General features: G+C 61.1%; 24 protein-coding genes and 1 pseudogene. 10 read left to right on the top strand and 15 right to left on the bottom strand.

Translation table 11 applies throughout. The annotated features are described in order from the left end of the window. Positions 1-29 precede the first annotated feature (29 nt). Entirely contained in the window at positions 30-419 is a 390-nt protein-coding gene (locus tag HAV22_RS19295) for a VOC family protein (RefSeq protein WP_166861348.1), read from the top strand. On the opposite strand, the gene HAV22_RS19290 is transcribed toward HAV22_RS19295, so the two are convergent. Both HAV22_RS19290 and HAV22_RS19285 read right to left on the bottom strand, forming a co-directional pair. Beyond that, on the bottom strand, positions 420-818 hold the full coding sequence (locus tag HAV22_RS19290) for a VOC family protein (RefSeq protein WP_208296280.1): 399 nt from the start codon (positions 816-818) through the stop codon (positions 420-422). Between the two features lie 205 nt (positions 819-1,023). Continuing rightward, a pseudogene (locus HAV22_RS19285) lies at positions 1,024-1,580 on the bottom strand (pyridoxal-phosphate dependent enzyme); the annotation flags it as partial. Positions 1,581-1,708: 128 nt separating this feature from the next. Between HAV22_RS19285 and HAV22_RS19280 the strand changes: the two are divergent. Beyond that, positions 1,709-4,099, top strand: coding sequence for a TonB-dependent receptor plug domain-containing protein (locus HAV22_RS19280; protein WP_208296279.1), 2,391 nt, complete (start codon positions 1,709-1,711; stop codon positions 4,097-4,099). A gap of 142 nt (positions 4,100-4,241) precedes the next feature. Here the strand turns inward: HAV22_RS19280 and HAV22_RS19275 are convergent, their stop codons facing one another. From HAV22_RS19275 to HAV22_RS19260, 4 genes are all read right to left on the bottom strand, one after another. Continuing rightward, the gene (locus tag HAV22_RS19275; protein WP_166861585.1) at positions 4,242-5,564 is read right to left on the bottom strand and encodes an ATP-binding protein; all 1,323 of its coding nucleotides are present in this window, start codon (positions 5,562-5,564) and stop codon (positions 4,242-4,244) included. Positions 5,565-5,577: 13 nt separating this feature from the next. Next, on the bottom strand, positions 5,578-6,240 hold the full coding sequence (locus HAV22_RS19270) for a response regulator (RefSeq protein ID WP_166861347.1): 663 nt from the start codon (positions 6,238-6,240) through the stop codon (positions 5,578-5,580). A gap of 51 nt (positions 6,241-6,291) precedes the next feature. Further along, positions 6,292-7,815: a Do family serine endopeptidase gene (locus HAV22_RS19265; protein WP_166861345.1), complete on the bottom strand. Its 1,524-nt coding sequence runs from the start codon at positions 7,813-7,815 to the stop codon at positions 6,292-6,294. 258 nt (positions 7,816-8,073) lie between these two features. Then, the gene (locus tag HAV22_RS19260; RefSeq protein WP_166861343.1) at positions 8,074-8,550 is read right to left on the bottom strand and encodes an Hsp20 family protein; all 477 of its coding nucleotides are present in this window, start codon (positions 8,548-8,550) and stop codon (positions 8,074-8,076) included. Between the two features lie 222 nt (positions 8,551-8,772). Between HAV22_RS19260 and HAV22_RS19255 the strand changes: the two genes are divergently transcribed. Beyond that, positions 8,773-10,671, top strand: a complete 1,899-nt coding sequence (locus tag HAV22_RS19255) for a M61 family metallopeptidase (protein WP_166861341.1) — start codon at positions 8,773-8,775, stop codon at positions 10,669-10,671. A gap of 67 nt (positions 10,672-10,738) precedes the next feature. Next, a complete protein-coding gene (locus HAV22_RS19250; protein ID WP_166861339.1) occupies positions 10,739-11,530 on the top strand; it encodes a UCP032817 domain-containing protein in 792 nt (263 codons plus the stop codon). Between the two features lie 87 nt (positions 11,531-11,617). Here the strand turns inward: HAV22_RS19250 and HAV22_RS19245 are convergent, their stop codons facing one another. Both HAV22_RS19245 and HAV22_RS19240 read right to left on the bottom strand, forming a co-directional pair. Next, positions 11,618-12,253: a CatA-like O-acetyltransferase gene (locus tag HAV22_RS19245; RefSeq protein ID WP_166861337.1), complete on the bottom strand. Its 636-nt coding sequence runs from the start codon at positions 12,251-12,253 to the stop codon at positions 11,618-11,620. Next, positions 12,246-13,127, bottom strand: a complete 882-nt coding sequence (locus HAV22_RS19240) for an alpha/beta hydrolase family protein (protein WP_371869687.1) — start codon at positions 13,125-13,127, stop codon at positions 12,246-12,248. Before HAV22_RS19240 ends, HAV22_RS19245 begins: the two co-directional genes overlap by 8 nt. A gap of 753 nt (positions 13,128-13,880) precedes the next feature. On the opposite strand from HAV22_RS19240, the gene HAV22_RS19235 reads away from it, so the two are divergent. The 6 genes from HAV22_RS19235 (at position 13,881) to HAV22_RS19210 (ending at position 16,655) form a co-directional block, all read left to right on the top strand. Beyond that, complete coding sequence (locus HAV22_RS19235) at positions 13,881-14,237, top strand: hypothetical protein (protein WP_166861333.1); 357 nt, start codon at positions 13,881-13,883, stop codon at positions 14,235-14,237. Positions 14,238-14,400: 163 nt separating this feature from the next. Beyond that, positions 14,401-14,757 (top strand): hypothetical protein, encoded by a 357-nt coding sequence (locus HAV22_RS19230; protein ID WP_208296278.1) that lies wholly within the window; start codon positions 14,401-14,403, stop codon positions 14,755-14,757. 116 nt (positions 14,758-14,873) lie between these two features. Continuing rightward, positions 14,874-15,218 (top strand): hypothetical protein, encoded by a 345-nt coding sequence (locus HAV22_RS19225; RefSeq protein WP_166861331.1) that lies wholly within the window; start codon positions 14,874-14,876, stop codon positions 15,216-15,218. A 28-nt stretch (positions 15,219-15,246) separates the two neighbouring features. Next, a complete protein-coding gene (locus HAV22_RS19220; RefSeq protein WP_166861329.1) occupies positions 15,247-15,582 on the top strand; it encodes a hypothetical protein in 336 nt (111 codons plus the stop codon). Positions 15,583-15,687: 105 nt separating this feature from the next. Beyond that, on the top strand, positions 15,688-16,023 hold the full coding sequence (locus HAV22_RS19215; protein ID WP_166861327.1) for a hypothetical protein: 336 nt from the start codon (positions 15,688-15,690) through the stop codon (positions 16,021-16,023). A gap of 287 nt (positions 16,024-16,310) precedes the next feature. Then, positions 16,311-16,655 carry a hypothetical protein gene (locus tag HAV22_RS19210; RefSeq protein WP_166861325.1) on the top strand — a complete coding sequence of 115 codons (345 nt, stop codon included), beginning with the start codon at positions 16,311-16,313 and terminating at the stop codon, positions 16,653-16,655. 43 nt (positions 16,656-16,698) lie between these two features. On the opposite strand, the gene HAV22_RS19205 is transcribed toward HAV22_RS19210, so the two are convergent. The 7 genes from HAV22_RS19205 to HAV22_RS19175 all read right to left on the bottom strand — a co-directional run bounded on the left by HAV22_RS19205 (position 16,699) and on the right by HAV22_RS19175 (position 21,865). After that, complete coding sequence (locus HAV22_RS19205; protein ID WP_166861323.1) at positions 16,699-18,174, bottom strand: Y-family DNA polymerase; 1,476 nt, start codon at positions 18,172-18,174, stop codon at positions 16,699-16,701. After that, positions 18,104-18,814 (bottom strand): translesion DNA synthesis-associated protein ImuA, encoded by a 711-nt coding sequence (gene imuA, locus HAV22_RS19200; protein WP_166861583.1) that lies wholly within the window; start codon positions 18,812-18,814, stop codon positions 18,104-18,106. Before imuA ends, HAV22_RS19205 begins: the two co-directional genes overlap by 71 nt. A gap of 323 nt (positions 18,815-19,137) precedes the next feature. Beyond that, positions 19,138-19,491 carry a hypothetical protein gene (locus HAV22_RS19195; protein WP_166861321.1) on the bottom strand — a complete coding sequence of 118 codons (354 nt, stop codon included), beginning with the start codon at positions 19,489-19,491 and terminating at the stop codon, positions 19,138-19,140. A 48-nt stretch (positions 19,492-19,539) separates the two neighbouring features. Further along, on the bottom strand, positions 19,540-19,794 hold the full coding sequence (locus HAV22_RS19190) for a hypothetical protein (RefSeq protein WP_166861319.1): 255 nt from the start codon (positions 19,792-19,794) through the stop codon (positions 19,540-19,542). Positions 19,795-19,989: 195 nt separating this feature from the next. After that, a complete protein-coding gene (locus tag HAV22_RS19185) occupies positions 19,990-20,133 on the bottom strand; it encodes a hypothetical protein (protein WP_166861318.1) in 144 nt (47 codons plus the stop codon). 158 nt (positions 20,134-20,291) lie between these two features. Next, positions 20,292-20,927, bottom strand: coding sequence for a hypothetical protein (locus HAV22_RS19180; RefSeq protein WP_208296277.1), 636 nt, complete (start codon positions 20,925-20,927; stop codon positions 20,292-20,294). A gap of 701 nt (positions 20,928-21,628) precedes the next feature. After that, positions 21,629-21,865, bottom strand: coding sequence for a hypothetical protein (locus tag HAV22_RS19175; protein ID WP_166861316.1), 237 nt, complete (start codon positions 21,863-21,865; stop codon positions 21,629-21,631). Between the last annotated feature and the right edge of the window lie 170 nt (positions 21,866-22,035).

Raw genomic sequence — 22,035 nt, 5'->3', positions numbered from 1 at the left:
CAACCCGCCGCGCGACGAAGGAGATTGCGATGTCGAGAAATGCGGTAGGCTGGTTCGAAATCTATGTCGACGACATGACGCGCGCCTGTGCGTTCTACGAAGCCGTGTTCGGGAAAATGCTGGAGCGCCTCAGCGCGGAAGGCGACGCGGCGACGTCCGAATTGCAGATGTGGGCCTTCCGGGGCGACCCGAACGACGGCGGCGCGGCCGGCTCGCTCGTGCAGATGCCCGGGTTCAAGGCCGGCGGCAACAGCGTCATCGTATATTTCAGCTGCGCCGATTGCGCCGTCGAAGCGGCGCGCGCGGCCGCGCACGGCGGGCGCATCTTCAAGGACAAATTCTCCATTGGGCAGTACGGCCACATCGCCCTCGTCGAAGATACCGAGGGCAACATGATCGGCCTGCACTCGATGAACTGATCAGGCCTGCGGCGCCATCCAGGCCAGTTCCCAGATATGGCCATCGAGGTCTTCGAACCCGTGGCCGTACATGAACCCGTGGTCCTGCGGCGGGCGCGGCGCGCGCCCGCCGGCAGCGACGGCCTTCGCGACGAGGCTGTCGACTTCCTCGCGGCTCTCGCAGCTCAGGCAGACGAGGACTTCCGTCGCTTCCTTCGCCTGCACGATCGGCTTGTCGACGAACGTCTTGAAGAACGGCTCCGTGAGCAGCATCGCGTAGATGCTGCCGTCCGCGATGACCATGCAGGCGCCGCTCTCGTTCGTGAACTGGGGATTGAACGTGTAGCCCAGCGCCTCGAAGAATGCCTTGGATTTGTTCAGGTCCTTGACGGCCAGGTTGACGAAGATCTGCTTGTTCATGATGCCTCCTGAGTGTTGGATGAAAGTGGATGCCACATCCCGACGACGAACGGGACATCACGGAATCGACAGCGTCATCAAAAAAATTTCCGAAATTCGGGGTCAGAGCACAAATCGAGGCCAGAGCACACTCCGTGCGGTGCTCGAAAAAGTGCTCTGACCCCGAATTGATCTGAAAAAAACTGCCGCCGTCCTTGCCGGCACTGCCGGCAAGGACCCCGCTCAGCTTCGCCAGGTCGACATTCCCGCCGCTGACGAGGATGCCCACCTTGTTGCCGCGCAATTCATCGCGCATGCGCCGCGCCGCCGCGAACCCGAGGCAGCCCGTCGGCTCGACGACGATCTTCATGCGCTCGGCGAAGAAGCGCATGCACTGCACCAGTTCGTCGTCGCTGGCCGTCAGGATGTCGTCGACGGCGCGCCGGATGATGGGGAACGTGAGGTTGCCCAGGTGCTGGGTCTGGGCGCCGTCCGCGATGGTTTGCGGGGTGTCGATGTGCACGATCTCGACCTTGCGGAACGGCACACGAAGAAGGCGTCCAGCGGGCCGACTTCCTCGAACAATTCCTTCGCCGCCATGCCCTGCCCCGCGATCACGTCCGGATGGTGCATGTTCTCGCATTTGAAAAAGACCTGGGCGCCGAACGCCTCGTCGATGGTGCGCGACGTCAGCACCGGCGTGCGGTTGGCGACGCCGGCGATGCGTCCGGCAGCCTGGGCGACATCATCATAGGCGGGGAGCGGGAGCGGGAGCGTACTCATCCTGATTTCCTTCCGGGTCGTCGACAGGTGGCCGAATTGTAATTGTTCCCTGTTGTACTTATGAGACGTTCAATGGTTGCCCACATGGAAATTCTTTAATATGCAGTTTTCCCCACGGAGCCCACCCCTTGAAACTTACAACGATCCGCCAGTCTGTCCTGCTCGGCCTCTACGGCAGCGCGGCGCTGGCCCTCGCGCCGGCCGCCTTCGCACAAAATGCAACGGGCGCCGTCGCTTTGGACAACAACGTCCAGACCGTCAACATCGTCGGCTCGCGCCGCGTCGGCAACACGTCGTCCACCGATACCCCGGTGCCCGTCGACTACATCCCGCTGACGAAGGCCGCCGAGCAAAGCGGCCAGTTCGACCTCGCGCAGACCCTCGCGAACATCTCGCCGTCGTTCAACTCGACGCGCCAGACGGGCGCGGACGGCGCCGACCTGATCGACTCCGCCGCCCTGCGCGGCCTCGGTTCCGACCAGACCCTCGTGCTCGTGAACGGCAAGCGCCGCCACACGACCGCGCTCGTGAACCTGTTCGGCGCGCGCAACCGCGGCAACACGGGCACGGACATGAACGCGCTGCCCACCTTGGCCATCAAGGACGTGCAGGTACTGCGCGACGGCGCCGCGGCGCAGTACGGCTCGGACGCCATCGCCGGCGTCCTCGACATCGAGCTGCGCAAGGACCTGGGCTGCGAAGCCGTGGCCGGCTTCGGCGAATACTCGAAGCACGACGGCAAGAACTGGCTGGCGTCCGCGTACTGCGGCGTGGCCGTCGCCGACGGCGTGCTGGGCATCACGGGCGAATACTACGACCGCGGCCGCTCGAACCGCTCCGATCCGGGCAGCCTGCGCATTATCGGCGACACCAAGTCGAAGAACGAGACCGTGTACGTGAACGGCGAATTCCCCGTCGGCCCGGGCAAGCTGTACCTGACGGCCGGCGCCCAGACGCGCGACGCGTCGTCGGCGGCATGGGCGCGCGGCGGCGTCGGTTCGGACGACATCCCGTCGCGTAACTCGGCCGCCATGTACCCGAACGGCTTCGTCCCGTTCATCAACGGCGACATCGACGACCGCTACGGCATCATCGGCTACCGCACCCGCATCGGCGAATGGGCCAGCGATTTCTCGCAGACCTATGGCTACAACCGCATGCGCTACAACATCTCGCACACGCTCAACGCGTCGATCGCGAACCTGGACCTGATCAACGGCGGCAAGGGCGTGAGCCCGTCGCAGTTCGACGCCGGCGGCTTCTCGTTCCGCCAGCTGACCTCCAACGCCGACTTCAGCCGCTTCTACGACGACGTCCTCGGCGGCCTGAACGCCGCATTCGGCTTCGAGTACCGCAAGGAGAACTACCAGATCTTCGCGGGCGAGCCGGGTTCGTACATCGACGCCGACGGCGTGGGCGTCGGCGGCAACGCCGGCAGCCAGGGCTTCCCGGGCTTCCAGCCGGGCGACGCCGCCAACCGCGACCGCCACAGCACGGCCGCCTACATCGACTTCGAAGCGGACATCGCCCCGCGCACGAAGCTGCAGGCCGCCGCGCGCCACGAGCGTTATTCCGACTTCGGCTCGACGACGACGGGCAAGCTGGCCGCCGCGTTCAAGGCCACGGACGACGTGCTGCTGCGCGCCTCCGCGAGCACGGGCTTCCGCGCGCCGTCGCTGCAGCAGGTCTACTTCTCGTCCACGTTCACGGACTTCGTCGCCGGGGTGCCGACCGACGTCGTGCTCGCACCGAACGGCGGCCGTGTCGCCAACGCGGCAGGCATTCCGAAACTGCACGAGGAAAAATCGAAGAGCTACACGTTGGGCACGACGTGGACGCCGACCAAGAGCATCTCCGTCACGGCCGACCTGTACCGCATCCAGATCGACAACCGCATCGTGCTGTCGGGCCGCTTCGACGCCGACAACTACCCGGCCCTCGGCGCCATCCTGCAGAACCTGGGCGTGGGCCAGGCGCAGTTCTTCGTGAACTCCGTCGACACGCGCACGCAGGGCCTGGACCTGACGGCGTCGCACCGCACGAGCCTGGGCGGCGGCAAGCTGAACACGTACCTCGCCATGAACTTCAGCAAGACCGAAGTGACGGGCGTGCACGCGCCGGCCTCGCTGGTGGGTCACGAAGACGTGCTGCTGTCCGAACGCGAGCGCCTGTTCATCGAACAGGGCGGCCCGCGCCGCAAGGCCACGCTGGACTTCGACTACACGCTGGGCCAGCTGGAAACGGACTTCCGCATCATCCACTACGGCCCGCAGACGCTGGGCACGTTCGATGGCCCGCCGGTGCCGGACCAGTACTACAAGTCGAAGACGTCGGCCGATCTCGCGTTCACGTGGGCGTTCACCGAGAAGACCAAGCTGACCGTCGGCGGCACGAACATCTTCAACGTGCATCCGACCCAGCAGAATCCGGACGAGACGGACAACGGCTTCAAGTACGAGAGCGTGCAGTTCGGCCTGAACGGCGCCGCGTACTTCGCGCGGCTGTCGCACAAGTTCTGACCTGCAAGGTAAGCACGGGGGCCGGCAGTGACGTTCGCGTGCTGCCGGCTTTCGCGTGGGCACAGGGTGCCCACCCTACGTTTGCTCGATATCGTAGGGTGGGCTCCCCGAGCCCACGCGTAACGCCGATATATCGCAAACGTCACATCGGGAACGTGACGGTCGCTTCAAGACCGCCCAACCGCTTCGATTCGCCCAGCGCCAACGTGGCGCCATGCCGCTCCGCGATCGACTTGATGATGGCGAGACCGAGCCCGCTGCCGGCCGCGTCGCTGCCCGGCACGCGGTAGAAACGGTCGAACACGCGCTCGCGTTCCGCCGGCGGGATGCCGGGGCCGCTGTCCTCCACGACGACGCGCACGGCGCCATGTTCCACCGTCACCGACACGTCGACCGTGCCCCCGTGCGGCGTGTACTTGATCGCATTGTCGATGAGGTTGCGCAGCAGGATCATCAGCGCGTCCGGTTGCCCCTCGATCCCGGCGGCGTCCGCGCGCGGCAGGCCCAGGTCAATGCCCTTGGCCGTGGCCACGCTGGCCAGTTCCGCCACGGCGCGCTTCGCCGCGCCCGCGATGTCGACGTTCTGGCGCGGCGCGCCGCCCGCCATGCTGGCTTCCTGGCGGGCCAGCACGAGCAGCTGCTCGACGAGGCGCGTGGCCCGTTCGATGCCGGCCGTCAGGCGGCCGACGGCGACGCGCTTCGCCTCCGGACTGTCCGACCGCTCCAGGCTCTGCACCTGCAGCTTCAGCGCGGCGAGCGGCGTGCGCAGCTCGTGCGCGGCGTCGGCCACGAAATGCTGCTGGGCGTCGAACGCCGTGCGCACGCGGCCGAACAGCAAATTCAATTCCTGCACGAGCGGGCGCACCTCGTCCGGCAGGCCCGCTTCGGACACGGGCGACAGATCGTCCGCCTGGCGCGACGCCACCTGCTTGCGCACGCGCGCGACGGGTTCCAGCGAACCGCTGACGACCCACCACACGACCAGCATCAGGATCGGCATCATGACGGCGATGGGACCCAGCGTGCGCAGCGCGAGATTGCTTGCCATGCTGCGCCGCACGGCCAGGTCCTGCGCGACCTGCACGGTCTGGGTGTCGGTCTGGATCGAGAAGATGCGGTACGTGGTGCCGTTCGCGCGCACATTGGAAAAGCCCAGCACGGCGCGCTGCGGCAGGTGCGCGTGCGAGGCGCTGCGGAACACGCGCACGCCGTCCGGCGACCACACCTGCACGACGAGATCGTCGTTGCCGCTGATCGGGGCGTCGCCGTTCGCGTCGTCGGCGCTCGTCAGCGGCGCGCGCGAGCGCAGCGACAGCGCCATCTGCTGCATGTGGTAGTCGAAGATCTGGTCGGCGTCGTTGAGCGCGGTGCGATAGGCGATGGAGGCCTGCGCGACGGCCGCGATCGTGATCGCCGCCAGCAGGAACCACAACAGGCGCCCGCGCAGGGAATGCGTGACCTTCATTTTCATGCGGTCCTCACACCTTCGGCACCATATAGCCCACGCCGCGCACGTTCTGGATCAAGTCGCTGCCCAGCTTCTTGCGCAGGCCGTGGATATAGACTTCCACGGCATTGCTGGACACTTCGTCGCGCCAGCTGTACAGCTTTTCCTCGAGCTGGGCACGCGACAGCACGGCGCCGGGACGCGCGACGAGCGCTTCCAGCACGGCCCATTCGCGCGCCGACAGCACGACGGGCTGGCCGTCGACCAGCACTTCGCGCGTGGCGGGATTCACGGAGATGTTCTTGTACTCGAACACGGGTTCGGCGCGCCCGGCGGCGCGGCGCAGCAGCGCGCGGATGCGCGCCAGCATTTCATCGAGATCGTAGGGCTTGAGGACGTAGTCGTCCGCGCCGGCATCGAGCCCGGCGATGCGCTGGGCGACGGCATCGCGCGCCGTGGCGACCAGCACCGGCGTGCGGTCCTTGCGGGCGCGCATCGCGCGCAGGACCTCGAGCCCGTCCTTGCGGGGCAGGCCCAGGTCGAGCACGACGAGGTCGTAGTTCTGGTTCTGCATGAGGGCCGTGTCGGCCATCTCGCCATCCTTGACCCAGTCGACGGCGTAGTGCTCGGCCCGCAGCAGGTCGAGCACCACTTCACCGATCATCGTATCGTCTTCCACCAGCAGCAGCCGCATTCCATCTCCCGATTTTCAGAAACCCTGCCGGTACGGCACGACGATGACGTCTCAGCCGATGCGGACGGGGATGAAGATCTTCTCATCCCCGCGCTGGATCAGCAAGGCCACGGACTTCGAGGACTTGCCCACCACCTCGCGCACCTGCGCCACCGACGATACCGGCTTGCCGTTCACCGCCAGCAGCAGGTCGCCCGGCTGCACGCCGGCCGCTTCCGCCGCGCCGCCCGCATCCTCGATCACGAGGCCGGCCGGCACGCCGGCCTGGCGGCGCTCCATCGGGTCCAGCGGACGCAGCGCGAGGCCCAGCTTGGCGCCGCCGTCGTTCCTGGCCAGCGTATCGCGGTCGAGACGCTCCGGCTTGTCGTTGGCGCTACCCAGCGTGGCGTCCACGTGGACGATCTTGCCGTCGCGCCAGACGTCCAGTCCGATCCTGTCGCCCGGCTTGGACACGGACACGATGCCCGACAGATCGCCCGCGCCGATGATGGGCTGGCCGTTGACCTTGCGGATCACGTCGCCCGACTTGATGCCGGCCTTCTCGGCCGCGCCGCCGCGTTCCACGTTCTCCACCAGGGCGCCGTCCGGCGACTCCAGCTTGAACGAATCGGCGAAGTCCTGGTTCACGTCGCGCATCTGGACGCCCAGCTTCGCATGCTTCACCTTGCCGGTGGCGACGATCTGGTCCTTGATGCGCACCGCGACGTCGATCGGGATCGCGAACGACAAGCCCTGGTAGCCGCCCGTCTGGCTGTAGATCTGCGAGTTGATGCCGACCACTTCGCCGCGCGTGTTGAACAGCGGGCCGCCCGAGTTGCCGGGGTTCACGGCCACGTCGGTCTGGATGAACGGCACCGGATCGTTCGGCAGCGAACGGCCTTTCGCGCTGACGACACCCGCCGTCACGCTGCTTTCCAGGCCGAACGGCGAGCCGATCGCCAGCACCCATTCGCCGACCTGCAGGTTGCGCGTGTTCCCGATCGGGACGACGGGCAGGTTCTTCGCGTCGATCTTCAGCACGGCGACGTCGGTCTTCGGATCGGAGCCGAGGACTTTCGCGCGGAATTCGCGGCGGTCCTGCAGCTTGACCGTGACTTCGTCGGCATCGCGCACCACGTGCGCGTTGGTGAGGATGACGCCGTCCGGGCTGACGATGAAGCCCGATCCGGCGCCGTAAACGAGTTCCCCGCGTCCGCCGCCGCGCGGTTGCTGCGGCTGGAAGCGGCGGAAGAATTCGAAGAACGGATCGTCCTCGTCGAACTGCGGCATCTGGCGCTGCGACACCTTCGTCGTACCCACGACGCGGACGTTCACGACGGCCGGGCCGTTGTGCGAGACGATCTGGGTAAAGTCGGGCAATGCCACCCCGACCGGATTGCCCGCCACGGGCGCGGGCGTGGCCGCTACGGGCGCCGTGGTCGCTGCCACGGGCGCGGTGGCCGCTGCGGCTGCAGCCGTGGCGTTATTGTGTTCGACTGCGATCGCGCCCACCGCTCCGCCAATGACACCGGCCACGATCAAGGCCAGCGTGAGACGTTTTGCGGTGATGGCAGTAACGGCACCTTCGTTATGCATTTACGTGCTCCTAGATTGGAAAAAGTGGATTCGAAAACTGCTCTTTTCGTAGGGAGTATATTGGCGCAGCAGTCTTAGACATCCCTTAATTTCCAGCTCGTAGGGTGGGCACCCCGTGCCCACGCGTACGTTCGCACAACGCCGGCGTTCGCGTGGGCACGGGGTGCCCACCCTACCGGTTATCGGTCCGCACGACGTGGGACGTAAACGACGAAAGGCGCCGAAGCGCCTTTCCGTTACGCGATCACGCTGCGGTGATTACGCGGCGTGCTGCTGTTGCTGCGGCTGCTCGAGCACCTGCACGTTGTCGGTGTTGCCGTTGGCGTCCGCGATCGCGATCTTGCGCGGCTTGAACGCTTCGGGCACTTCGCGCACCAGTTCGATGGTCAGGATGCCGTTGTCGAAGCCGGCGCTGACGACCTTCACGTGGTTGGCCAGCTGGAAGCGCTGTTCGAAATCGCGCTGGGCGATGCCGCGGTGCAGGAAGGTGCGCTGCACGTCGTCCTTCTGTTTGCGGCCGGTCACGAGCAAGGTGTCGCGTTCGGACGTGATCTCGATCTCGTTGCGGGTGAAGCCGGCGAGCGCCATCACGATGCGGTATTTGTCTTCCGAAACCAGTTCGATGTTGTACGGCGGGTAGCTCGGCGCGCTTTCGGCGCGTTGCTCGAGCAGGTTCACCAGGCGGTCGAAGCCGATTGCGGAGCGATACAGGGGAGACAGGTCAAAAGTACGCATGATTCGATATCCTCTAAAAAGTACAAGCGATAAGTTGACGGACCTCATCGTGAGCATCCGTTGGAACCAATCTAATGGCCCCCTGCCGCGTTTTCAAGCCGTACAAAATATCTTTTTATTGGCCGGTTTTAAAATTTCGTTTGGATCGGTGCCTGGAGGAATGCCGGCGCCGCGCACGGTGCTACACTCGGCCGTTTGCGTCTCTTTCCCCAGGTTTCAGCCATGTCGATCTTCAAGCTCGCTTCCACCGTCTCGGCCACCGCGCTCGCGCTGGCGCTGGTCTTCCCGGCCCGTGCCGACGTGCCAGCCCCCGTCGACCAGCCCTACCCCGGCACCATGGTGCTGAACGTCGATGCGACCGACCTGTCGCAGCAGATCTTCCGCATGCACATGACGATTCCGGTGAAGCCCGGCCCCCTCACGCTGCTGTATCCGCAATGGCTGCCCGCGAACCACGGTCCGAACGGCCCGATCACGCAGCTGGCGGGCCTGAAGTTCACGGCGAACGGCAAGCCCGTCGCGTGGACGCGCGATCCGCTGCACGTGTACGCGTTCCACCTGACCGTCCCGGAAGGCGCCACGACACTGGAAGCGGACTATCAGTACCTGTCGCCGCTGGACACAAGCCAGGGCCGCATCACGATGACGGACGACATCCTGGGCGTGCAGTGGATCTCGACGACCTTGTACCCGGCCGGCTACGTCGCGCGCGGCGTCAACGTGCAGGCCAACCTCAAGCTGCCCGCGGGCTGGCAGTACGCGACGGCGCTGGAGACGGACAGCCGCGCCGGCGACGACGTGCACTTCAAGACCAGCGACCTGGAAACGCTGATGGATTCCCCGCTGTTCGCGGGCCGCTACGTCAAGCGCTTCGACCTCGACCCGGGCGCCAAGGTGCGCGTCACGCTGAACGTCTTTGCCGACACGCCGGAAAGCCTGGAAGCGAAGCCCGAGCAGATCGCGCCGCACCGCGCGCTCGTGCAACAAGCGTATAAACTGTATGGTTCGTATCACTACGACCACTACGACTTCCTGCTCGCGCTGTCCGACGAATTCGGCGGCATCGGCCGCGAGCACCACCAGTCCAGCGAGAACGGCGTCAAGCCGGGCTATTTCACCGAATGGGCAAAGGGCGAAGCGGGACGCGAATTGCTGCCGCACGAGTACACGCACTCGTGGGACGGCAAGTTCCGCCGCCCGGCCGGCCAGAACGTCCCCAACTTCAACACCCCGATGGACAACGAGCTGCTGTGGGTGTACGAAGGCCAGACCCAGTACTGGGGCAACGTGCTGGCCGCGCGCTCCGGTCTCGTCTCGCCCGCGGGCGCGCGCGACGCGCTGGCCGCGAGCGCCGCGCGCTACGACAGCGTGGCGGGCCGCGCGTGGCGCACCGTGCAGGACACCGTCTACGATCCGATCATGAACCCGCGCCGCCCGCTCGGCTGGGCGAACTGGCAGCGCAGCGAGGATTACTACGTCGAGGGCCTGCTGATCTGGCTGGACGTCGACACGCGCATCCGCGAGATGTCCGGCGACAAGCGCTCGCTGGACGATTTCGCGCGCGCCTTCTACGGCGTGAACAACGGCAGCCACCTGCCCGCGTTCTACACGTTCGACGACGTCGTCGCGACACTGAACAAGGTGCAGCCATACGATTGGGCGAGCTTCCTGCGCACGAAGCTGGACGGCCACGGCCCGGGCGCCCCGCTCGACGGTCTCGCGCGCGCGGGCTGGAAGCTCGTCTACACGGACACGCCGACGGACTACATGAAGGGTGCGGACGAGCGCAACAAGTCGCTGGACCTCACGTATTCGCTGGGCTTCACGGTCGCGCAGGACGGCGCCGTGCGCAACGTCGTGTGGGATGGACCGGCATTCCGCGCGGGCCTGGCCGCCAACTCGACCGTCATGGCCGTCAATGACCGCGTCTACAAGCCGGAACTGCTGAAGGCTGCGATCAAGGAAGCGAAGGAAGGCAAGCCCATTCGCCTGCTGGTCAGGAAGGGCAACGTGCTGCGCACGATCGCGCTCGACTACCGCGACGGCCTGCGCTACCCGCGCCTGGAGCGCATTCCCGGCACGAAGGACCGGCTGGAGGCGATCTTCGCGGCCTTGCGGTAAGTCATCGTCCTGTCATGAATGCCTGCTAGGCTGAAACTGCCGACAACAACACGACAAGGAGGCAGACATGGGATGGTTGAACACATTGCGCGCCGCACGGCTGCGGCGCACGTCACCCTGGCAGGCCGCGCTGGCGGACCTGCCGGCGGGACTGGAGAGTTACTGGCGCGCGAGCGCGCCGCGCGAATACGAAGGCATCCGGACGGATGCCTTTTTTTTCGTCCGCGCGGCGGAAGGACTGCTGCGGTTCTTCGACGCGGTCGGAAGCAGCGACCGTCCGTGCGCCCTGCCCTCCGATGCGGCCGACTCGGTATGGCATGCCTGGCTGCGCTGGAACCCGATCTCGCTGGAGACATTTTGCCGGCGCAACTTCGGCACGACGGTGCCCCACGTCGAACGGGCGGCGCTCGCCGACGGCGCCCTCCTCCACACGTTCGCGACCTGCTGCGCGCACGACGGCGTCAAGCCGGGCGGCATGCGCCTGCCCGCGCTGTTCGGCCTCGATGCCGCGCTGCGCATGCCCGGCGGGCATGGGTACTGGAACCGGGGCGGCGACGTTCACTATGCGCGGCTGAACGAGCGGGGACGCGGCATGTGGCGCGCCACGCCGCATCCCGAGCTCGCGCTGCCGGCCCTGTACGCGGCGGGCCTCGTCGACAGTGCCATCCTCGCCGCCCACCTGCGCCGGCGCGACACCGCGACGGATGGCAGTTCCTGCGGCGGCATCGGCGACCTCTCGTTTGGCGGCAGCGACAGCGCAAGTTCGAGCCACCACGGCGGCTGCAGCTGCGGCAGCAATTGCGGCAGCAGCTGTGGCAGTAGCTGCGGCGGCAGCTGCGGTGGCGGTGGCGGCGACTAACAACCTGTAGGGTGGGCACCCCGTGCCCACCAGTCGTCCGCGGACCAACGTGCGTTTGGTGGGCACAGGGGTGCCCACCCTACTTGGTCAACGGATGATGTCCGCCAGCTCGGCGGCCACCTGGCGGCCCAGCAGGTGGATGTGCCAGCCGTCGACGAAGCCGTGATGGGCCTGCACGGAGAACGGCAGCTGCAGGCCGCCGGGCCCGTCGCGGAAACGCCCCCAGGCCAGCGACGGGATATCGGGGGTGGCCAGCGACGCCATCGGATGCTGGATGGACGTGAAATCGAGCCACGGCATGCAAGTGACGAACACCTGGTCCTTCGCGTCGCGCGGCGACATCGTGCGGTACTTGATGTTCAGTTCCGTCATGCTTGAGGCCTGCTCCCGCGCCGCCTGGCCGCGTGCGACGAATTCGCGCACATCGTCGGTCCAGTCGAACTGGGCGAAATTCAGGTCGCCGTGCTGGTTCATGACAGTGAACGACGGCACGAGACGGTCGATGCGAATGACTTCCCCGTCCACGATGCGGTAGCGGAAATTCTTCACCTTCAGCACGGCGCGCAGGACGGCGCACAGCATCACGTGGAACGGTGCCAGGTCGTGCGCCTTGCACCAGGCCCGGAAATCCGGCACGTCGAGCGTGAAGCACAGGTTCACCGCGGGGCTTTCCATGCGGTCGAAGAAGTCGAAGCGGTCGCGCCGCCGCTCGAAGTCACGCATGCGCGGCTCCCGTTTCCGCTTGCGCGCCGAGATAGCGCGCGCTCCATGCCGAGATGACGCCGGCGACATAGGCCGCGTCCTCGCGCCGCGAAATCAAGTGGTCCATGCCGTCCAGCGACACGAAGCTTTTCGGATGCCGCGCCAGTTCGAAGATGCGGGTGGCGTTGTCCATGCTGACGGTGTCGTCCTGCGGCGCCTGCATCACGAGCAGCGCGCGCCCGAGCGTGGCGATCTTCTCGTGCAGCTGGTGGCTGCCTGCGTCCTCGACGAAATGCTGGCGGATGTTGAAATCGCGCCCCGCGAGCTTCACGCGCGCCTCGCCTTCCCGGGCGATCGTGTCGAGGTGCCCGGACAGCAGCTTGTTCACGACGTAGTGCGGGTCGCTGGGCGCGGCGATCGTCACGACGGCCCGCGCCTCCGGCACGCGCTGGGCCGCCGCCAGCACGGCCGCGCCGCCGAGGCTGTGGCCGATCAGGAGCTGCGGCGCCGCGTAATGATCGCGCAGGTAATCGGCGGCCGTGACGAGGTCCTCGACGTTCGAGGAAAAATTGGTGTCGGCGAAATCGCCATGGCTGGACCCGAGGCCGGCGAAATCGAAGCGCAGCACGGCCACGCCGAGGCTTGCTAAACCGCGCGCGATGTGCGTGGCGGCCAGCACGTCCTTGCTGCAGGTGAAGCAGTGGGCAAAGATGCCGTAGGCGCGCGGGGTGCCGTCGGGGGCGTCCAGCTTGGCGGATATCTTGCCGTGCGGGCCGGGGAAGTCGATACGTTCGGTGAGCATGGTGGTTCGTTGTGCGTTCTTGAAAGCGGTGGTGCTGTCAGGCGCATTGTGGAGCAAGCGGGGAATGTTTGCTTGCAACAGGGCGGAAATCACCCCGGCCGGCGTGGGAATGTGTGAATTTTCTTGGCGGTAAAGTTGCTATGCTGATCTCTTGATCGATTCAGTTTGGTTTCAGGCGAACTGCCTGTGATGTTCAGGCATCCCATACGATCAACCGGAAGACGGGTTGCCCGGCAGCGTCAAAAAAGAACCTGGCGATGTTTTCGCCATTATATTTATTCCAGTTAAGTCCAAAATTCCGCCATGAGAAATGTAAAGATTGTGTTTTTTTCGCTAACAATATTACTCGGCTTTATGGCAAATGTTTCGGCTACCGAATTTCAGTTGCCGGCCCTGAAGATCCAATTCATACGCGCAGTCGGAGAGTATGAAAACCCCGTATTTAGCAACACAATTGAGCTGTGGTTTACGACACCCTTGCAATTCCCCTCCGGCTCATCTTGCACCGATACGAGGCGAGTATATATCAGTAGCAAGAACTATCATCTTGTAGCTGCGGCGTATATGGCTTTCTCAAAGGGAAAGACCGTGAACGTCGCATTGGATGAATCTTTACCGAACCGGAGCGGCGCTTGCGAAGTAACTTATTTGGATATATTGCCACAATAGGATGCGGACACATGAGAGGATGATCTCAATCCTCTCGAACTTGATATGTCACACAGGAAGTTAGAGCGGCCGGTCAAAACACTTCTTCGCAAATGATGTTTATCCCTGCCGCCCACGCCCCTGATTTCCCTGGATAAATAAATATCCACTAACCATTGATGTTATGCGATATATAAAATGAATAAAAAACATGTTTTTTTAATGGCGCTAGTTTTTCTCTATAGCTTCTCAACAAATGCATTTGCAAACTACTCTTGCTCCGGCACGGTAGGTTATCTGGGACTGAACAGCAATGGCGGCGTTGTGGTCGCCTTAACAAATTCGACGAAAATACATACAATTTGCAGCATGGGCACCCAGGGAGCATTTTTAATGGTACCTGTTGCCTGTAAAGCGGCTTATGCGACGCTGTTGGCGGCAAAAGTTTCGGGAGCGTCGATTACACTTTACTACGAAGAAAATGGCTATACCTGTGGCACTATCCCAGATTGGTCCGGGATTCCAAGCACCTATTTTGTCGAGGGTCCCTATTGACGCCCGCATTGATTATTTTCCCCAGAATTTAAGGCATCATTTAGGTTATTATTCGCATATCGCACTGACTGAAAAATAGAAATTGTCAGACACGATCTTAACTATGCCTTTTAATCTACGAGCAGAAGATATTCCCTGAGGTTTTAACATCAACTGGACCGTAATGAAATTTTATAAAAATATCATATTGTTGACTCTGACTGTATTGACATACTCGAACAGCCTGAATGCATACGCGGGTGAGGACCTCAGCCCGCGAAAAATCCTCGATATTGGTTGCCACAATACTGACGGCACATGCTTTGTGGACCTTGACGGTGCTGCATTTGGCGCGTCACTCAATTGCCCGGTCGGTGCAGGCAACCAATTCAGATTTGACAATAGTGACACTGCAGTTGGGAAACGAACTTTCGCTGCGCTTATGGCTGCTTACCTGAGCGGCAAACATCTGTCGGTACATCTTGGTGGATGTAGCGCTCAGGGATGGCCGACCGTTCAGTGGTTCTACGTAGTGGATTGAGGTTAAGTAAAGGCGCCGCGAATCACCTAAGTTATCGCCGGAGGTCTATTTAGGTGCAGCGCTGTCACATGCAGCCAGTTGAAATCATTTTCCTTCAGTTCACCTATTTATAATCCATGAAAACGGAACAGCTCTTCCGCAAAATCTTAATTTCACTGATAGCATTTTTCATCTCCAGTGTAGCTATCACTGCAATCGCACAGAGCCAATCGACCGATGAATATCAAAAAACGGTTAGGCAATTAGGCGCGCAGACGGACTATTTTTATGTATCGTTTAACGAGCCCTTCACACTTAATTGCGCATATGGTGTCGCCTATATTTCATCGGATCACAAAGGTCTGTATGTGCAACTTCTGGCTGCCAAGCTATCCGGCAAACGGATCAGCCGTATAGTGTATAGCCAATCGAATGGCCCTGGCAGTTCTTGCAATGTGGACCTGATTGAGATTACGGACTAACATTTTCTCTTGACTGAATTTACGCACCTTGAAAAAATTAACTTTCCTTTCCCTTATTTACTTCTGTGCCTCAATCGCAGCATTCGCAGGCTCGCAAAGTGGTCAGGTGAAAAACGTTATCATCAGGGCAAGCGATGGTCTCGTTTATGTCGAAGTGACCGGAACAGCCGAGAACAAACCTGGTTGCGCGACACATTCATATTGGATGATAAAAGATGAGAAGTCGCTCACCGGACGGCAACAATTAGCGAGTCTCTTGTTGGCTCAAGCAAATGGTCAAACGGTAAGCATTATCGGCAACGGGAGTTGTACGCGCTGGTCGGATGGCGAAGACATTGATTACATCATAATAAATTCAAAATAATATCGTCGCGCTATGACTGAGAAACGCCGTTTCTATCGCCCTCTCGATCAAGTTGCGGCATCTAGCACGGAAAATATCTATTTCTTATCTCGCCAAGGACACTAAATGAAGAAATTTTTAATCCTCATGTGTTTGATTTTTTGCAACTTAGCAAATGCCCAGACCTTTCAGACCGCTAAAATCACGGGTTTTGTCCCAAGTCACCTCCAAGACAAAGAAGTATTTATCGTGAAGATTGAAGGGAACGTTTCCGGCGGTTGCAATACCACCGCACGTTTTGCTATCGATAGTTCTCAGCTCCATTTCAAAAGCGTGCGAGCAGCGATTATGACAGCTTTCGTCTCCCAAACACCCATCATCGTGGCTTACACGGAAACGTGCAATATGTTCCCAAATGCTTGGGATATTGCATACGTGTGCGTCGGCCCTATCAATTGTTAAGGCGATGGCGAACAGGATTTAGGCGCGACAGTGATGATATTCGCGAGAATCTATCGGACCGACTTGGTTCGACATGCGAAACTACGCCTCAGCGCCGGCGCGTGCACTTGAACGTAAACGTGGACGTGGGGCGTCGGCAGCAACATCGGGAAAGAAATTGCTCCGACAGGGCATTACGAGTGGCTCAAGTGGACTCGCAAGAGACGTCCTTCGACAACTTGTCCATACCGACAATCATAAGATTGTCGCAGCAAAGATCAACTTCCGAATCGCTACACGGAGAAATTATGAAAACAGCACGCACTTTAGTTTTTATTCCCATATTTCTCTCACTTTTCATATCGCGCTTCGCATACGCATGGGATGGCGTGGCAACGGGAGTAATCAGCAAGATTGACACAGTCAATGAAACAAACAATTTTGAATTAAGAGTTTTTCTTGGCTCGACAGTCATGTGCAACAACACGACCCCAAGTATGAACACTTGGGGCTACCTCAACTCTTCCGACCCCAATTACAAAACTACGGTTGCCAATTTAATGGTTGCGTTTTCGGCAGGAAAAACCGTAACTATCTTTACGACGAACGAAGGCGGCGGATGCCATATTCATTATGTGTCCGTACAGGCTTGAATTAGGGAGAGACCCGACTATATCGCGAAGCTAAATCGTCCCCTCACCCGAAAAGCCCGTGCACAAACCACCTCGGCCCGTCCTCGCTGGTGCCGATACGCTCCCGATACACCCAGTACAACGCATGATCCTGTCCTTCGGCGACAAAATAATCGCGCGCTTCCGGACCGTCCCACCAGCCGGCTTCGATGCGTTCGGCGCTCGAAACCAGCCGCAATGGCGTGCCGTAGAACGGATAGTGCCCCTTCATCAATAGCGCGATAGGGCTGGGCAGCAGCCATGTCGGACGCGGCAAGCTCGTCACGTCGGGCGGCAACTGGGCGTTGCGTGCCTTGTCGCTGACTTTTTGCTGGACCGGCACCCACACATTCGCCTGGTCCGAGCGGTAATCCGCCACCGGCAGCGGCTGCAGGACGTTTTCCGGGCCCAGGCGCGCCGCCAGCAGTTCCAGCATGCGCATGCGGTCGTCGTCGCTGCCGCCCGGTTCGGGAAACAGCGACGCATTCGGCGGCGCCATCGGCCGCACCTGCATGGCTTCCAGCACGAGGCCGATCACGGGCGCCTCCAGCACCAGCCGGCCCAGGCGTTCCCTGAGCAGGCGGACCAGGTGCTCGTCGCGCCACGTCGGCTCGGCCAGCACGACGTCGACACACGTCGGCGCGCGCGCCACCCTGCCCCGTTCGTGCTCCAGCTGCAGGACGATACGCTCCACCGCCAGCTGGCGTGCGCACAACCAGCCCGTCAGCTGCGCCAGCAAACATTGGGCACCTGCCAGCAACAGCTCGGCGTCATCGATGCGGTCGTACAGTTCCAGGCGCGCACGGAACGTCTCGGGCGGCGATATCCACTTGAACAATTCGACCGTCAGGCCATAGGCGGCGTCGAGCTGGTCGAGCAGCGCCCGTCCGCAGCGCCGCTGCAGGCCGGGACGCGGCAGGCGGCGCAGGTCGCCCAGCGTGCGGCAGGCGATGCCGTCGAACCAGTCGGCGAACGGACGCGACGCCGGCATCAGCGCCACGGCCAGCCGGTCGAGGCGGCGCAGCAGCGATTCCACCTGCACGACGCGTCCCGCATTCGCGCGCGCCATCAGCCATGCCCCGCGCGCGGTGGGCGCGCATGCGAGCGATGCCGTGAAGCCCAGCGCGCGCACGCTCGCGTGCACGCGCCGGCACAGCGCGCGCACGCCGCCGAACAGGCGCAGGCTGGCGCCCACGTCCAGCAGCAGCGTCGCCTCCTCGCCGTCCGTGACTTGCGGCGTGTACTGCAGCAAGGTCAGCGCCACCGCCTGCAGCGCGTCCGCTTCCAGCCCGGGCGCGCGCACGTGGACGCGAGCGTCGGGCAGCAACATCACGACGCCGCCGCGACGCATGCCGGCATGCACGCCGGCGTCCAGCGCGGACGGCGAGGCCTGCAGCACGCGCTCCCGTTCGAGCACGACACTGCCCGTGTCAATGGACCAGCTCGGTGCGAACACTTCGAGCGGCAACAGGGGCAGGTGTAGTCCGATCCACAGGCGCATGACGATTGGGCAGGTAGGAAGTCAATGGAAGAAACAGGGTCTTGTCGCGCTGCGGTCCCCGGCGTTTTACGAAACTGATCTCGATACCGCCCGGCTGCGGCCGCAAGGCCAGGCGCAGCGGTGCGGGCGAGGCGTCCTGTCTGGCCGCCAGGGGCCGCATCATGAAGAACAGCGTCTCCCCCGCCTGCGCCGCCAGGTGCAGCCGGCGCAGGTGTTCGCCACGCACGTGGTTTTGCCAGAACAGCAGCGCGCCGCAACTACCGCTGCGCAACACCTGCTCGGCCGCCCACAGCGCGTCGGACGTGCTGCCGGTACGCAGCCAGATCAGTTGCGACGGCGGCACCCCGAGCGTGGCCAGCGCCAGCACCTGGGGCGGATGCGGTGGTTGCAGCAACACGACGCGCCGCGTCGCGACGTCCGCCAGTGCGGGACGCAGCAGGCGCATCTCGCCGATGCCGGACTGTTGCAACAGCAGGTCGATGAGAACCCCCGTCGGCCAACCGCCGCCCGGCAGGTGGGTCGACAGCGCGAGATGGCCCGTGTCGATGCAGCGCGTGTCAGCACGCGCCAGTTGCGAAGCGAGCCAGAGCGACGGGTGCAACGACTCCGGCGCTGCAGATATTGAACCTGAGCAATGCATGTTTGATGCGAAGAAATACTGTATAAACATACAGTACTATTCTCATCAGGTTTTGGCAAGGTTGATCTTCTTGAATGTCAGAATGTGAACAGCGGAAGTAACGATTTGCGGTTCGCGAGCGGTGGCTTGCTCATCTAGACGGCCTGGGACAGCATGTGCACGGGGTGGGCGTGCAGGTGTTTCAGGTGGGGATGAAAGGATAAGGGCAGGCTGCGGCTCGCCCGGGCATCTGCGGATGCGGAGACTGCGGAAATGGAACAATGACGCGATCGGGAGTTGTCCGCTTCCCGCGTCATTGCACCGAGGTCGGCCAGCCAGGCCGATTACTGCGTCACGTCACCAATATAAACAGGAGCTGGAGCACTTCCATAAGTAGGCAAAGTTGAACAACTACCATCGCCGTTAAAATAGATATCAGCGACGCCATTCTTCTTTTTGATAGCTTCAAGAAGACCAAACCAGACGGCGCACGTCGTCGGACTGACGCCTTGGCGTTCGGTGTTCAAGTTGCACACAACCGTATAGTCGCCTCGGCCGCTGTGGAGAACGTTCAGCGAGCCATCCGCGTAAACCAGAACGTTAATTACCTTTACGTTGCATTCATAGACTGCGGCAGCTTGTTGGGAGAAGAAAAGGCCAGCTACCAATAGAACAAGATGAGATAAAAACTTTTTCATATTTTCACAATCAATCAAATAAATAATTAAGGAGATTTTAATGATTAGCTATTTGATTTCCACATAATAAGCTGACGGCACGCCACCCCAATTAGGATTCGCCCCGCAGTTAAACGATGCGCCGTTATAATAGATTCCCACAGTCTGATTGAGGGCTTTTGCCTGCAATAACATTGCATAAATCGTTTTGCATAGTGCAGGCTCTATAGTAAATGTGCCTTGGGCAATAATATTACAGATTGAATGAATATGATTTACATCATTCAATGAAACAAAAAGACTCCCACCGGCTTGCAAACCCACATAGTTCACCGTTCCCGAGCAACGTACATCCGCTGAGGCACTAAAGGATATCATCAGAAGGCAGATTGCCAACCCTATCTAGTTTTCATATTCAAGAGAATCATGCAAAGTTAATTATTCAAGCAAGACAAATGAGCCAGGAGATTCTTTAACTCCAGCTAGGGCGGCACCTGCTTCAGAGTTTCCAAACAATCTCTATAGCCGCTCACGCGGCAGCATGAAGATCCGGGTCAGCGGTGCGCGCACAACGAGCACGGCCGCGATTTGCCAGGCATCGCGCGGGTCCAGGTCGCAGCGCAAGCCGCACAATCTGCGCTGCTCGGCTTCGATCTCGGCCAAGTGGGAAGGATCGCTTTCGCTACCCTCCCAAACCTCGGCCACTAATAACTCCCAGTGCTCTCAGCACGTCCTGAGCGACGACCATTTTGACACCGGGCTGAACAGTTGCCACAAAAATTATAATTGCTTAGATGCAATTATCTGCAAATTCTTTCAGCTCATTCATCCCGAGACTTAAACGTCAATTCGATATGAGCATCATTTTGCCAATCCTCATACCCGAGAAGCGAGCCTTCCATGCGACTGAAACCTTCATTCCATCCCGAAATGCTCGAAGTCTTTATTAACAATATAAATGCGTCTATTCTCCATTCTTCGCCTGGAAGCGCATAAAAAACATACCGCACCAAATGCTTTCCACAACGTTCTATAATGACTTCGCGCCTTATTATGCTGCCCGCATCAACAAATTTTTTATAATAGCGATCCGGAATCAATTCCAATTCCGGATCATCTCCAATCATTTCGTAAAACACCGCCAAAGGCTTTTGCTTGCGAAGCATCAAGCTCAGCTCTCGTCCAGTATGATTTCGATAAGGAAGTGCATCTAGATTAACCCATGTCCTGAGCCTGGCATGCGTTAGATTATTAGGCACACTCATCCTAAATCTGCCCACCAGTTTTTCAAGAGCCTCAGCAGTTATTTCACATAAAAAAGGGCGATTTAAATCCGTTTTATTTAATCCGGTCAATGAAATGACAAATTCCTCATCGTTGGTTTCGAAGATTGAGTCGTACTCAATACAATTTGTTTCCTGATCAATAAGTTCTAAGACGTATTTTCGCACTGGCATATAGAATCCGAAAAGGCTTGAAATTTTTAATTTCTTATCTTGCTCCCGCGCCGCCAATTAGGAGCGCGGGAATAGTTATCTCAGGCGCAAAAATTATCCCGCCAACAACAACGACACCTCCCGCGATAACTTTTATCAAAGTACTCTTATTTTCGTTGCCCCCACCAGTCGGACACGACTTCGGTGTCGCACCAAATTTTTCTTGGCCATCTTCAGAGTTATCCGGACTTTCTGCTGCCGTATCATTCGAAGGATTGGGCGGAACGCCACCCTTTGGACTTTGTGACTTTCCATTGCACCACTGGCAATAATCCCCGAAAAGTCCACCGTGATAGCCACCACAGTTCGTACAGGGCCAACGAGGACTTTTGGGAGCTAAACCAGTTGCGTCAGAAAATGCAAGAGGATCCCCCCCGACATATGCATAGATAGTTTGCCCCGTCATACTTTCGTCGTATGCGCAGGCATTTTTCTCAGGCAGATCAACGGCTTGCGGCGACAAAACGAAGGCACACCTCCAGCATGGGCGGAATTTTTTCCAGACGCGCATTTTGGCCCGGTGATGCATTTCCGGCCAGCGACGTATTTATTGTACGGCATGCGCCGCCATCGGCGGCCAGGGAGGAAGTCGGGGGAAGGATTGGCGGGATGAGACTGGCCCGGCCGAAATGCCGGGCGCGGCGATACGCGCGGCGGCGCGCCTACCTGTTCCAGTAGGGATAGCCGACCCGCTCGTAGTATTCGTAGGCCATGTCGCGCTCGTCCGACCCGTGGCTGGCGTAGCCGTCGTCGCGCGGGTCGTCGGCGTAATTCGTGATGCCGCACAGGTCGGCGATGAAGCCGCGCAGCACGGTTTCGGGCGGAACGCCGTCCCGCCGGCACAGCTCGATGAACTCATCCGGCAGTTTCAAGGTGAGGGTGCGGCGCGGGCGTGGCATGGCGTTTCCTTTCCCGGGTCAGTCGTCGTTCGCTTCGTCGGCCAACGCGTCCAGCCACGCCTGGCCGGCCGCTTCGGGCATGCGCGGTGCGTCGGGCGCGTCCTCGCGCCGCAATCTGGCCGGGTGCGTGGCGTCGTGGATCGCGCGCAGGTGCTCGATGCTGACGTGGG

Origin of the sequence: Telluria antibiotica (assembly GCF_011682055.1) — a bacterium.
Taxonomy (GTDB): domain Bacteria; phylum Pseudomonadota; class Gammaproteobacteria; order Burkholderiales; family Burkholderiaceae_D; genus Telluria; species Telluria antibiotica.
This window is presented reverse-complemented; position numbering and strand designations above follow the sequence as displayed.

What these genes read in the sequence shown, in the direction of transcription:
- HAV22_RS19295 (WP_166861348.1), top strand. Translation starts at nt 30, where the DNA reads ATGTCGAGAAATGCGGTAGGCTGGTTCGAAATCTATGTCGACGACATG.
- HAV22_RS19290 (WP_208296280.1), bottom strand. Translation starts at nt 818, where the DNA reads ATGAACAAGCAGATCTTCGTCAACCTGGCCGTCAAGGACCTGAACAAA.
- HAV22_RS19275 (WP_166861585.1), bottom strand. Translation starts at nt 5,564, where the DNA reads ATGAAGGTCACGCATTCCCTGCGCGGGCGCCTGTTGTGGTTCCTGCTG.
- HAV22_RS19270 (WP_166861347.1), bottom strand. Translation starts at nt 6,240, where the DNA reads ATGCGGCTGCTGCTGGTGGAAGACGATACGATGATCGGTGAAGTGGTG.
- HAV22_RS19265 (WP_166861345.1), bottom strand. Translation starts at nt 7,815, where the DNA reads ATGCATAACGAAGGTGCCGTTACTGCCATCACCGCAAAACGTCTCACG.
- HAV22_RS19260 (WP_166861343.1), bottom strand. Translation starts at nt 8,550, where the DNA reads ATGCGTACTTTTGACCTGTCTCCCCTGTATCGCTCCGCAATCGGCTTC.
- HAV22_RS19255 (WP_166861341.1), top strand. Translation starts at nt 8,773, where the DNA reads ATGTCGATCTTCAAGCTCGCTTCCACCGTCTCGGCCACCGCGCTCGCG.
- HAV22_RS19250 (WP_166861339.1), top strand. Translation starts at nt 10,739, where the DNA reads ATGGGATGGTTGAACACATTGCGCGCCGCACGGCTGCGGCGCACGTCA.
- HAV22_RS19245 (WP_166861337.1), bottom strand. Translation starts at nt 12,253, where the DNA reads ATGCGTGACTTCGAGCGGCGGCGCGACCGCTTCGACTTCTTCGACCGC.
- HAV22_RS19235 (WP_166861333.1), top strand. Translation starts at nt 13,881, where the DNA reads ATGAATAAAAAACATGTTTTTTTAATGGCGCTAGTTTTTCTCTATAGC.
- HAV22_RS19230 (WP_208296278.1), top strand. Translation starts at nt 14,401, where the DNA reads ATGAAATTTTATAAAAATATCATATTGTTGACTCTGACTGTATTGACA.
- HAV22_RS19225 (WP_166861331.1), top strand. Translation starts at nt 14,874, where the DNA reads ATGAAAACGGAACAGCTCTTCCGCAAAATCTTAATTTCACTGATAGCA.
- HAV22_RS19215 (WP_166861327.1), top strand. Translation starts at nt 15,688, where the DNA reads ATGAAGAAATTTTTAATCCTCATGTGTTTGATTTTTTGCAACTTAGCA.
- HAV22_RS19210 (WP_166861325.1), top strand. Translation starts at nt 16,311, where the DNA reads ATGAAAACAGCACGCACTTTAGTTTTTATTCCCATATTTCTCTCACTT.
- HAV22_RS19205 (WP_166861323.1), bottom strand. Translation starts at nt 18,174, where the DNA reads ATGCGCCTGTGGATCGGACTACACCTGCCCCTGTTGCCGCTCGAAGTG.
- imuA (WP_166861583.1), bottom strand. Translation starts at nt 18,814, where the DNA reads ATGCATTGCTCAGGTTCAATATCTGCAGCGCCGGAGTCGTTGCACCCG.
- HAV22_RS19195 (WP_166861321.1), bottom strand. Translation starts at nt 19,491, where the DNA reads ATGAAAAAGTTTTTATCTCATCTTGTTCTATTGGTAGCTGGCCTTTTC.
- HAV22_RS19180 (WP_208296277.1), bottom strand. Translation starts at nt 20,927, where the DNA reads ATGCCAGTGCGAAAATACGTCTTAGAACTTATTGATCAGGAAACAAAT.
- HAV22_RS19175 (WP_166861316.1), bottom strand. Translation starts at nt 21,865, where the DNA reads ATGCCACGCCCGCGCCGCACCCTCACCTTGAAACTGCCGGATGAGTTC.